The organism is Mycobacterium sp. 852002-30065_SCH5024008, assembly GCF_001665645.1.
GTDB classification, from domain to species: Bacteria; Actinomycetota; Actinomycetes; order Mycobacteriales; family Mycobacteriaceae; genus Mycobacterium; species Mycobacterium paraffinicum.
Genome location: NZ_LZSZ01000102.1, coordinates 26321 through 37000, shown reverse-complemented (window position 1 = coordinate 37000; position 10680 = coordinate 26321). Strand labels below are relative to the sequence as shown.

General features: G+C 70.1%; 10 protein-coding genes and 1 pseudogene. 6 read left to right on the top strand and 5 right to left on the bottom strand.

The annotated features are described in order from the left end of the window. Nucleotides 1–669 (bottom strand): S9 family peptidase, encoded by a 669-nt coding sequence (locus tag A5781_RS14170; RefSeq protein WP_067207203.1) that lies wholly within the window; start codon nt 667–669, stop codon nt 1–3. A gap of 155 nt (nt 670–824) precedes the next feature. Between A5781_RS14170 and A5781_RS14165 the strand changes: the two genes are divergently transcribed. The 4 genes from A5781_RS14165 (at nt 825) to A5781_RS14150 (ending at nt 4918) form a co-directional block, all read left to right on the top strand. Then, on the top strand, nt 825–1649 hold the full coding sequence (locus A5781_RS14165; RefSeq protein ID WP_067206927.1) for an SDR family oxidoreductase: 825 nt from the start codon (nt 825–827) through the stop codon (nt 1647–1649). Nucleotides 1650–1711: 62 nt separating this feature from the next. Beyond that, nucleotides 1712–2809 carry a precorrin-3B synthase gene (gene cobG, locus A5781_RS14160; RefSeq protein WP_067206925.1) on the top strand — a complete coding sequence of 366 codons (1098 nt, stop codon included), beginning with the start codon at nt 1712–1714 and terminating at the stop codon, nt 2807–2809. A 4-nt stretch (nt 2810–2813) separates the two neighbouring features. Further along, nucleotides 2814–3440: a precorrin-8X methylmutase gene (locus tag A5781_RS14155; RefSeq protein ID WP_067206923.1), complete on the top strand. Its 627-nt coding sequence runs from the start codon at nt 2814–2816 to the stop codon at nt 3438–3440. After that, nucleotides 3437–4918 carry a precorrin-2 C(20)-methyltransferase gene (locus A5781_RS14150; protein WP_067206921.1) on the top strand — a complete coding sequence of 494 codons (1482 nt, stop codon included), beginning with the start codon at nt 3437–3439 and terminating at the stop codon, nt 4916–4918. The genes A5781_RS14155 and A5781_RS14150 overlap by 4 nt, the downstream gene beginning before the upstream one ends. Here the strand turns inward: A5781_RS14150 and A5781_RS14145 are convergent. Further along, nucleotides 4915–6498: a PPE family protein gene (locus A5781_RS14145; RefSeq protein WP_067206919.1), complete on the bottom strand. Its 1584-nt coding sequence runs from the start codon at nt 6496–6498 to the stop codon at nt 4915–4917. The two genes, A5781_RS14150 and A5781_RS14145, sit on opposite strands and share 4 nt — an antisense overlap. A gap of 144 nt (nt 6499–6642) precedes the next feature. On the opposite strand from A5781_RS14145, the pseudogene A5781_RS26445 reads away from it, so the two are divergent. Both A5781_RS26445 and sigC read left to right on the top strand, forming a co-directional pair. Further along, a pseudogene (locus A5781_RS26445) lies at nt 6643–7344 on the top strand (DUF2275 domain-containing protein); the annotation flags it as partial. 114 nt (nt 7345–7458) lie between these two features. Next, complete coding sequence (gene sigC / locus A5781_RS26220) at nt 7459–8016, top strand: RNA polymerase sigma factor SigC (protein ID WP_231990711.1); 558 nt, start codon at nt 7459–7461, stop codon at nt 8014–8016. Here the strand turns inward: sigC and A5781_RS14135 are convergent. The 3 genes from A5781_RS14135 to A5781_RS14125 are packed head-to-tail and all read right to left on the bottom strand — an operon-like array spanning nt 8013 to nt 10662. Further along, on the bottom strand, nt 8013–8738 hold the full coding sequence (locus A5781_RS14135; RefSeq protein WP_067206914.1) for a cobalt-precorrin-6A reductase: 726 nt from the start codon (nt 8736–8738) through the stop codon (nt 8013–8015). The two genes, sigC and A5781_RS14135, sit on opposite strands and share 4 nt — an antisense overlap. Next, on the bottom strand, nt 8738–9493 hold the full coding sequence (cobM, locus tag A5781_RS14130; protein ID WP_067206911.1) for a precorrin-4 C(11)-methyltransferase: 756 nt from the start codon (nt 9491–9493) through the stop codon (nt 8738–8740). Before cobM ends, A5781_RS14135 begins: the two co-directional genes overlap by 1 nt. Next, nucleotides 9490–10662, bottom strand: a complete 1173-nt coding sequence (locus tag A5781_RS14125) for a bifunctional cobalt-precorrin-7 (C(5))-methyltransferase/cobalt-precorrin-6B (C(15))-methyltransferase (protein WP_067206908.1) — start codon at nt 10660–10662, stop codon at nt 9490–9492. Before A5781_RS14125 ends, cobM begins: the two co-directional genes overlap by 4 nt. Between the last annotated feature and the right edge of the window lie 18 nt (nt 10663–10680).

Genomic DNA, 10680 nt, shown 5'->3' with positions numbered 1-10680 from the left:
TCATTCGTACAGCAGCGTCGCCGCGATCCGGGCGGCGACCTCTCCGGCCACCCGCAACGCCTCTTCACTCGTGCCGGGCTCATAGCGGTCGGCGACCGGGTCGTAGTCGGCGCCGGCGATGGACCCGTGATCGGCCCCCAGCTCCACCAGCTCGACCGGCCAGCCGACCCGTCGGAGGCTTTCGGCGAACTCCCTGCTGGCCGTCACGGGAACCACGTCATCAGTCAGGCCGTGCAGCAACGTGAACGGCGTGCCGATACGGCCGGCCGACAGCTCGTCGTCGACGCGCCGACCGAAGATCGGGTCGGGGACCATGAAGGCACCCGCCAGGCACACGGTGTGCGCCAATTGCGCTTCGCCGCGCAGCGTCAGGGCCGCCGCGGCGACGCCTCCCATCGACCACCCGACGAGCACGATGTTGTCGGGGGCGTCGGCGAAGTTGCGGGCGAAGTCGAGCGATCCCAGCAGGTCCCCGCGCCCGCCGTCGTCGGCGTGTGAATTCCAGTCCGCTGCCACCACCGCCGCGCCGTGCTCGGCGAGCATCCCGGCGAGAGGACGGAACGCGGCGCGGGCATCGGTCTGCATGCCGTGCCACAGCAGGACGGTGGGTTGCGTCGAGTCGCCGTAGACATCGGCCAAACGTGTTGGGGCGTACTCCACTGTCTGCACGAACACGAGGGTGCCCTGGGCGGAGCCGAATCAATCCCCCGGGTCGGCGGAAAGACCCACCCAACGTGCGTTCGGTGCGACGATTTCGCCGTATTCGCGCGGCGAGTGCACGTTCGGCGCGAGACTGGCACCAGCTTTCGAGGGAGCGTGACGTGATGAATTCAGTAGCAGGAAAAGTCATTGCCATCACCGGCGGTGCCCGCGGCATCGGCCTGGCGATCGCCACGGCGCTGCACGGTCTAGGCGCCAAGGTCGCAATCGGTGATATCGACGAAGCCGCCGCCAAGGATGCCGGTGCCCGGTTGGGACTGCCGGTCAGCCGTGGAATGAACGTGACGGATCGCCCGTCCTTCACCGCATTCCTCGACGCCGTGGAAAGCGAGCTGGGATCACTCGACGTTCTGGTGAACAACGCCGGCCTCATCGCGGCCGGTGCCGCGGTTGACGAGCCGGACGCCATCACCCAGCGGGTGCTCGATGTGAATGTCTTCGGCGTGATGCTGGGCACCAAGCTTGCGCTGCAACGGATGCTGCCGCGCGGACGCGGGCACATCGTCAACGTCGGGTCGCTGGGCAGCGTGCTCCCGGCTGCCGGCATCGCAACGTATTGCGCGACCAAGCACGCCGTACTCGGGTACACCGATTCCGTGCGGATGGAGAACCGTGGGCGCGGCATCCACTTCTCGGTGATCATGCCGACCCTGACGAACACCGAGATGGTCGCGGGCGCCGGACACGCGCGGGGCTTCAAGAATGCTGAGCCCGTAGACGTCGCCCGAGCGGTCACCGGAGTGATCGCGAACCCCAAGCGGCGCGTGATAGTTCCGCCGTCGATGGGCATGCTGGTGTCCGTGCAGCGGTTGATGCCGCAGCCGGTCTCGGAAGCGATGGGACGTGCGGTCGGCACCGACCGCGTCTTCACCAGCGACCTCCGAGCCGATGAGCGCGCGGAGTATGCCCGGCGGACGGGAACCTCCTGACCGTCACGCACTCGCGAAAGTGTCGAGAATTCATACCTCTGCGGCCTCGGTACCGTAGACGGGTGGCCAGGACACGCGACGCCGACGCTTGCCCGGGTGCGCTGCAGGTGCACCGGGCGGCCGACGGTGCCCTGGCGCGGATCCGGCTGCCCGGCGGCATGCTGACAGCCGGTCAGCTGGCGGCGCTGGCACACGTGGCGAGCACATATGGCTTGTCGACGCTGGAGCTCACCGCGCGCGGCAACGTGCAGGTGCGCGGCATCACCGACGTGGCGGCGGCCGCCGAGGCGATCGCCCACGCCGGGTTGTTGCCCTCGGAGACCCACGAGCGGGTGCGCAATATCGTCGCGTCGCCGCTGTCTGGCCGCGCCGGCGGGAATCTCGACGTGCGGCCGTGGGTGGCCGAGCTGGACGCGGCCATCTGCGCCGAGCCGGGCCTCGCCGGGCTGGGCGGCCGATTCTGGTTCAGCTTCGATGACGGGCGCGCCGACGTATCGGGCCTGTGCGCCGATGTCGGCGTGCACGCGTTCCCCGACGGCTGCGCGCTGCTGCTTACCGGACGCGACACGGGTGTCCGGCTCGCGGCCAGCGAGGTGGTCGAGACGCTCGTCGTCATCGCGAACCGCTTTGCAACCACGCGCGGAACCGCTTGGCGCATCAAGGAATTGGACGATATCGAAAGCCTGCTGCCCGGAGTCGAGCTCGGTGCCGCCCCATTTCCCGCGGTCACCAGGCCCCCGGTGGGCTGGATCAACCAGGATGACGGCCGGGTGGCGCTCGGCGCCGCGGTGCCGCTGGGGGTGCTGTCCGCGCGCGTCGCGGAATACCTGGCGGCGATCGAGGCCCCGCTGGTAATCACGCCGTGGCGATCGGTGTTGGTCTGCGATCTCGACGAGGCCGTCGCCGACGTCGCGCTGCGGGTGTTGGCGCCATTGGGTCTGGTCTTCGACGAGAACTCCCCCTGGCTGAACGTCAGCGCCTGCACCGGCAGCCCCGGGTGCGCGCATTCGGTCGCCGATGTGCGGGCCGACGCGGCCGCGGCGCTGGGCGGGGATGCGGGAGTGCATCGCCACTTCGTCGGCTGCGACCGCGGGTGCGGCAGCCCGCTTACCGGTGAGGTGCTGCTGGCGACTGGCGACGGATACCGCCAGCTACGGTAATCGGGTGCTCGACTACATCCGCGACGCAGCTGAGATCTATCGCCAGTCGTTCGCGGCCATTCGGGCCGAAGCCGACCTGACCCGCTTCCCGGACGACATCGCGCGGGTGGTGGTCCGGTTGATCCACACCTGCGGGCAGGTCGATGTCGCTGAGCATGTCGCCTATACGGACGGCGTCGTCACGCGCGTCGGCGCCGCCCTGCGCGGCGGCGCCCCGGTGCTGTGCGATTCGTCGATGGTGGCGGCCGGGATCACCGGTGCGCGGCTGCCGGCCGGCAACGAGGTGGTGTCGCTGGTGGCCGATCCGCGCGCCGCCGAGCTGGCGGCGCGCCGGCACACCACTCGATCGGCGGCCGGGGTGGAGCTGTGGGCCGACCGGCTGCCCGGCGCGGTGCTCGCGATCGGCAACGCCCCGACCGCGCTGTTCCGGCTGCTCGAGCTGATCGACGAAGGGGTTTCCCCGCCGGCCGGGGTGCTGGGCGGTCCGGTCGGATTCGTCGGGTCGGCCCAGTCCAAGCAGGAGCTCATCGACTGTCCGCGCGGGATGTCCTATCTGGTGGTGCGGGGCCGCCGCGGCGGCAGCGCCATGGCCGCGGCGGCGGTCAACGCGATCGCGAGCGACCGCGAATGACCGCCCGGGGAACGCTATGGGGAGTCGGGCTGGGTCCCGGCGACCCGGAACTGGTGACCGTCAAGGCGGCCCGGGTGATCGGCGAGGCCGATGTCGTGGCCTACCACAGCGCCCGGCACGGCCGCAGCATCGCGCGCGGCATCGCCGAACCGTACCTGCGGCCCGGCCAGAGCGAGGAGCACCTGGTCTACCCGGTGACCACCGAGGTGACCGACCACCCCGGCGGCTACGCGGGGGCGCTGGAGGACTTCTACGTCGAATCCGCCGCCCGCATCGCCGCGCACCTCGACGCGGGCCGCAATGTGGCGTTACTTGCCGAGGGCGACCCACTCTTTTACAGCTCGTACATGCATTTGCACACCCGGCTGACGCAGCGGTTCGACGCCGTCATCGTGCCGGGAGTGACGTCGGTGAGCGCCGCCTCGGCGGCCATCGCGACGCCGTTGGTGGCCGGTGACGAGGTGCTCTCCGTGTTGCCGGGCACCCTGCCGGTCGCCGAGCTGACCCGGCGCCTGGCCGATGCCGACGCCGCCGTGGTGCTGAAGCTGGGCCGTTCGTATCATGCTGTACGGGAAGCACTTTCGGCTTCCGGACAGCTTGACGACGCCTATTACGTCGAGCGCGCCAGCACCGCCGGGCAGCGCATCCTGCCCGCCGCCGACGTGGACGAGGCCGGCGTGCCGTACTTCTCGCTGGCCATGCTGCCGGGCGGGCGCCGCGGACGACAGTCGTCCCACGCCGGCACCGTCGCGGTGGTGGGTCTGGGGCCCGGCGACAGCGACTGGATGACGCCACAGAGCCGGCGCGAGCTGGCCACCGCCACCGACCTGATCGGCTACGGCGGCTACCTGGACCGCGTCCCGATGCGCGACGGCCAACGGCGGCACCCCAGCGACAACACCGACGAACCCGCGCGCGCCCGGCTGGCGTGCACGTTGGCCGAGCAAGGGCGGGCCGTGGCGGTGGTGTCGTCCGGCGATCCCGGAGTCTTCGCGATGGCCACCGCCGTGCTGGAAGAGGCCAAAGAGTGGCCGGGAGTGCGGGTCCGGGTCATTCCGGCGATGACGGCCGCACAGGCCGTCGCCAGCCGCGTCGGCGCTCCGCTAGGCCACGACTACGCGGTGATCTCGCTGTCCGACCGGCTCAAGCCGTGGGAAATCATCTCGCAGCGCCTGGCCGCCGCGGCCGCCGCCGATCTCGTGCTGGCCATCTACAACCCGGCGTCCAAGACGCGAACCTGGCAGGTCGGCGCGATGCGCGACCTGCTGCTGGAACATCGCGAGCCCGGGACGCCGGTAGTGATCGGCCGCAGTGTTTCTGGGCCCGACGAGGACGTCCGCGTGGTGCGGCTGGCCGATCTCGACCCCGGCGAGGTGGACATGCGCTGCCTGCTGATCGTCGGTTCCTCGCAAACCCAGTGGCACGCGGGCGATTCCGGCGACCGGGTGTTCACACCGCGGCGCTACCCGGTCGGTTAATCGTCGCTGCCCCAGCTGCTGGGCATCATCGGTACGGTGGGGCCATCGCTCAACCCGTCGCGGGTCAGCGTCGCCAACCCGGCGGGCAGGTTGACACCGGATTTCGGTGCGGCCCCGGCGAATCCGAGCGGTCCCGCACCCTGACCCGAGTCGCGGACGGTGTCCGCGTCTTCCCCGTCCACGCCCGGGTCCTCGTCGAGGTCCATGAATTCGTAGCGGTACGCGCGGTCCGTGGCGGTCCCGGCGCGCCGCCGACGGGCCCGGGCCTTCTTCTTGGCCGCCGTCGCCGCCGCGGCCGCGGCGGGCGCGTCGACGTCGTCGAGCGCCGGCTCCTCGGACTTGCGGCGTGCCCGCCCGCTCGCGCTGCCGCGCGCCGCCAGCCCGGACAGTCCGACCGCGTACAGGGCGTCGGACATGCCCGCGCCAATACCGTCCGTGGCCGTGGGACTGAAACCGGCGCCCGGCCCGCCGCCGACCGGTCCGGCGCCGGCCGGCGAGGCCACCGTCGATGCGGGCGCGCTGGACATCGTCGGGGCGTTGCTCACGCTTGCCGGCGCGGTGCTGATGGCCGGACTCGGCGCGGACACCATCGGCGCCGGTGCCGGCGCGGCCGCGGGCAGCGGCGGGGCGACCGAGAGCGGGGCCGCGATGCTGACCGCGGTGACCGCCGCCGCCGCTCCACCTGCCGCGGCGGCGCCCAGGACGGAAACGACCATTGGGGCCAGCACCACGGCCATCTGGATCGCGGCCTGCATGAAGGGCCAGAAGATCATCAGCGTGTGGAAAATCGCCCAGCCGAGCGCGCTGGAGAGGGCCGGTGAGAGGCCCAATTGGCCGAAGAAGGACGCGAGGCCGTTGACGAACGGCACCGGCGGGAACGGCCAGCCACCGGGATTGAGGTCTTTGGACACCGGCCATGCGAAATTCTTGGTGTACTGCTGCAGCCATGCCGTGAGCTGGTCCTGCCAAGACGGATAGGTCTGGGTCGCCTGCTGCTGGGTGTCGGCCGCCTGCAGGGTCGCGACGCTCGCCTCCCCGCCCGGGGTGACGATCGCCGGCGCCGGCGCGGTGGCGGGAACCGCCGCGAGGGCGGATTCACTGACGGCTTGGTAGGTGGTCATGCTCGTGGCGGCTTGCACCCACATGCGCGCATAGTCGGCTTCGTTCACGGCGATGGGGATGGTGTTGATGCCGAAGAAATTCGTCGCCATTAACGCCGCGTGGGTCGCATGGTTAGCGGTGAGCTCGGGCATCGTCGGCATGGCGGCCAGGGCCGCGGTGTAAGCGCCGGCCGCCGTCTCGTGCAGCGCGGCCGCGGTCGCGCTCTTGGCGGAGCTTTCAAGCAGCCAGCCCAGATACGGGGCATGGGCCGCGACGTACTGTTCGGCGCTGGGGCCCTCCCATGCACCGCCCTGCACGGCGCCCAGTAAGCCGGTGAGTTCGTCTGCCGCGTCGGCGTATTGAGTGCCCATCTCCGACCACGTCGCGGCGGCGGCGAGCAGTGGCCCGGGCCCGGGGCCGCTGCTGAGCAAGGTCGAGTGCACCTCAGGCGGGAAAGCGATCCAGATCGGGACGGTCATCGTCGGTGGCCTTCGGGCACGAACACGAATACCTCTTCGGTGAATGTCAGGGGTGGGCTGGCGTTGCGTACGTTCAGTGGTCGGTTTGCCAGACGGTTTAGTTCCCGTCGTTTGATTTCCCTGTTCTTTGCGCGCGGACCGGGCATGCGCAACGATGCAGGGATGCGGTGTGACGCGGCGCGTGAGGCGCTTTCGGCTCGACTGGACGGCGAACGTCCCCAGGTGCTCGCGCAGCAGGTCGACGCCCATCTCGAATCGTGCCGACGTTGCCGCTCCTGGCTCATCGGCGCCGCGGCCCAGACTCGCCGGCTGGCCACGGTCGAGCCGGGCGACGGGCCCGACCTGGTCGCGAAGATCATGGCGAGCATCGGCGAGGAGTCCTCGGGGCACCAGCGCCGGATGCGCTGGCTGCGCTCGCACTACCGCCGGTGGGGCCTGATCGCTGTCGGTGTGTTCCAGGTGGCGATCGCCGCCGCCCAGATCAGCGGCATCGATTTCGGGATGGTGTCGAGCCACATGCACGGCGCGATGTCCGGTGAGCACCTGATGCACGAGTCCACCGCTTGGTTGCTGGCCCTGGGCCTTGCGATGGTCGCCGCCGGTGTCTGGCCCGTCACCGCGATTGGGGTGGCGGCGATTACGGGCGTTTATTCGGTCGCACTGTTGGGATACGTGATCGTCGACGCAATCGCGGGCGACGTCACGGCAACGCGGATCGCCAGCCACATGCCCTTGCTGTTAGGCCTCGCGTTCGCGCTGCTGGTGGCGCGGGAACGGGTCCGATCAGACCGAGCCGGCGCGTCCGACGTGGCGGACGACGCCGCCTGGTCGGCGGACTCCCCGGTTGCCCGGCGACGCGGTCACCTATGGCCCATCAACCGGGCGGCCCTCGACCCCACCGCAGCCCCTACGACAGGCCGTCGTAGACTCGGTCAGCCCGCGAAACAAAGGTGGTTCGCCATGGTCGCGCCAAGCGATGACGAGGCCGTTACCGAGCTCGCGTTGGCCGCCGCGCGTGGAAATGACCGGGCGCTAGAGAGTTTCATCAAAGCCACCCAGCAAGACGTGTGGCGGTTTGTCACATATCTGTCCGACGCGGGCAGCGCCGACGACCTCACCCAGGAAACGTTCCTGCGCGCGATCGGCGCCATCGAACGGTTCTCCGGGCGCTCGAGCGCCCGGACCTGGCTGCTTTCCATTGCGCGCCGCGTCGTGGCCGACCACATCCGCCACCTGCAGTCGCGGCCGCGCGCCGCCCTCGGGGCCGACCCGGAACACGTTCTGCGCGGTGACCGCCACGCCCGGGGGTTCGAAGACCTGGTCGAGGTGACGACGATGATCGCGAGCCTCACCTCCGAGCAACGGGAAGCCTTGTTGCTCACCCAATTGCTCGGGCTCCCCTACGCCGACGCCGCGGCGGTGTGCGGATGCCCGGTGGGCACCATCCGGTCCCGCGTCGCGCGCGCCCGTGACGCGCTGCTGGCCGCCGACGCCGAGCGCGACGACCTGACCGGTTAGCCCAGCCCCGTTACCCATTCGGCGGCCTGTTCGACGCTGTCCACCGCCGCCACCCCGACCGGTAGCGGCGGGCGCGCCACCATCACCACCGGAATGCCCAGTGCCGCAGCGGCATCCAGCTTCGCCCGCGTCATCTGTCCGCCGCTGTTCTTGGTGACCAGGGCGTCGATGCCGTGTTCCCGCAACAGCGCGAGCTCGCCGTCGTAGCGATACGGGCCGCGGGAGAGCAACAACTGGTGGCGGCGCGGCAGCGACGCGGGGTCGGGTTCGGTGACCGCGCGGATCAGAAACCATGCATCGCTGCCCGCGAAGGCCCTCGTCCCCGAGCGTCCGGTGGTGAGAAACACCCGCGAGAAGTCGTACTTTGCGACGGCTTCCGCCGCTTTGGTGTCCGATTCGACGACGATCGCATCGCCGGGCTCCCACGCTGCGCGGGCCAGCACCAGATGCGGGATCTGCAGCTCAGCGCAGGCTTGGGCGGCGTGTGCTGTCATGGTGGCCGCGAACGGGTGGGTCGCATCGATGACGGCGCCGATGCGTTCGTCGAGCAGCCAGCGCCGTAGCCCGTCGACGCCGCCGAAGCCGCCGATGCGAACCGGGCCGACCGGCAGCGCGGGGTCGGGCACCCGGCCCGCCAGGGAACTGACGATGTCGATGCGCGAATGTAAGGCCTTCGCCAGCGCGCGCCCTTCGGCGGTGCCGCCGAGCAACAGCACGCGCATCAGTGCCCGCTCCCCCGCGCCCGCCCGGACGAATACAGGTAGCTGTCGGTGAATCCGCCGGCGGCCAGCACGTCGCCGACGATGATCACGGCGGTCTTGGTGATGTTGTCCTGGTGCATCTGCTCTGCGATGTCGGCGAGCGTGCCGCGCAGCACGACTTGTTGCGGCCAGCTGGCGAAAGCCACGACGGCAGCGGGTGTTTCGGATCGGTAGCCGCCTTCGAGAAGTTGCGGGACGATGGCGTCGATCTGGGCTGCGGCCAGATGCAGGACCAGCGTGGCGCCGGACTGGGCGAGCGCGGTCAGGTCTTCACCGGGCGGCATGGCGGTCGACAGGGTGGCGACCCGGCTCAGGGTTACGGTCTGCGCAACGCCGGGAACGGTGAGCTCGCGCTTGAGCGCGGCCGCCGCCGCGGCGAACGCCGGTACGCCGGGCACGATGTCGTAGTCGATGCCCAGCGCGTCGAGCCTGCGGCATTGCTCGGCCAGGGCGCTGTAGAGCGACGGGTCACCGGAATGCAGCCGCGCCACGTCGTGGCCGGCGGCGTCGGCGTCGGTCAGTTCGGTGATGATCTGCTCCAGCGTGAGCGGGCCGGTGTCAATGACTTTCGCGCCGGGTGGGCACAGGGCCAACAGGTCGTCGGGCATGATCGAACCCGCGTACAGGCACACCGGGCATCGCTCGAGGAGCCGCTGGCCGCGGACGGTGATCAGGTCGGCGGCGCCCGGACCCGCACCGATGAAGTACACCGTCATCTCGTCACCACCCACTGGGTGACCGGCATCTGCGGGCGCCATCCGGTGAAGCCCCCGAGCGGCTCGCCCTGATAGTGCTGGAAGCGCCGCAGCTGACCTCCCAGACGCGAATATGACTGCGCCAGGGCTGCTTCGGATTCCGCGGTGACCGCGTTGACAACGAGGCGACCACCGGTGCGCAAGTGGTCGAGGCATGCGTGGAGCAGGCCGGGCTGGGTGAGACCACCGCCGATGAAGATTGCTGCCGGCGGCTCGAGCCCGTCAAACGCTTCCGGGGCGCCGCCGCGGACTTCGATGTCGACACCGAAAGTCGCTGCGTTGTAAACGATGTTGCGCCGGCGCTGCTCATCACGTTCGAATGCGACCACGCTGCAACCGCTCCAACTCAAACACCACTCGACACCGATGCTGCCCGAACCCGCGCCGACGTCCCAGAGCCGCTCGCCCGGACGTGGGGCCAGCGCCGCGAGCGTCACCGCGCGGATTCCGTGCTTGGTGATCTGCCCGTCGTGGACGAACGCGTCGTCGGGCAGCGGCGACAGTCGTTCGTCGGGCAGGTAACGGATGGCGACGACGTTGAGGTCGTCGACGTCCGCCGGCGCGCTGTCTACCCAGTGGCGTGCGGCGCCGTCACGACGGTGTTCGGTTGGGCCGCCGAGGTTTTCCAGAACGGTGAACTCGGAGTCGCCGCGGTCATGCGCGTCGAGGAGTGCGGCGAGCTCTTTCGGTGTGGCTGCGTTTTTCGACAGCACGATGGCTTGGCCGCCGCGGCGAACCGCGGTGTGCGGCTGCGCGGTGACCAAACTGATCACCTCCGTGTCGTGGAGGTTCCAGCCCATCCGCGCGCAGGCCAGGGTCACCGAGGACACGTGCGGCAACACGCTGACTTGGTCTGGGCCATAGAGCCGCATCAGCGTGCCCCCGATGCCGTGCAAGAGCGGGTCGCCGCTGGCCACCACGTGGATGTCTTCGGTGTGGCGGTCTCGCAGGTTCTGCAGGGCGGGCAACATCGGGGAGGGCCACTGCCGGCGCGGCGCGGCTACGGTGTCGTCGAGCAGGTCGAGTTGCCTCTTTGACCCGTAAATCACTGTTGCCCTGCGTAATTCATGACGCGACGTTTCCGCGAGCCCAGCCATGCCGTCGGCTCCGATGCCGACCACGATGATCATGAGCGCCGTTCCTCCTCA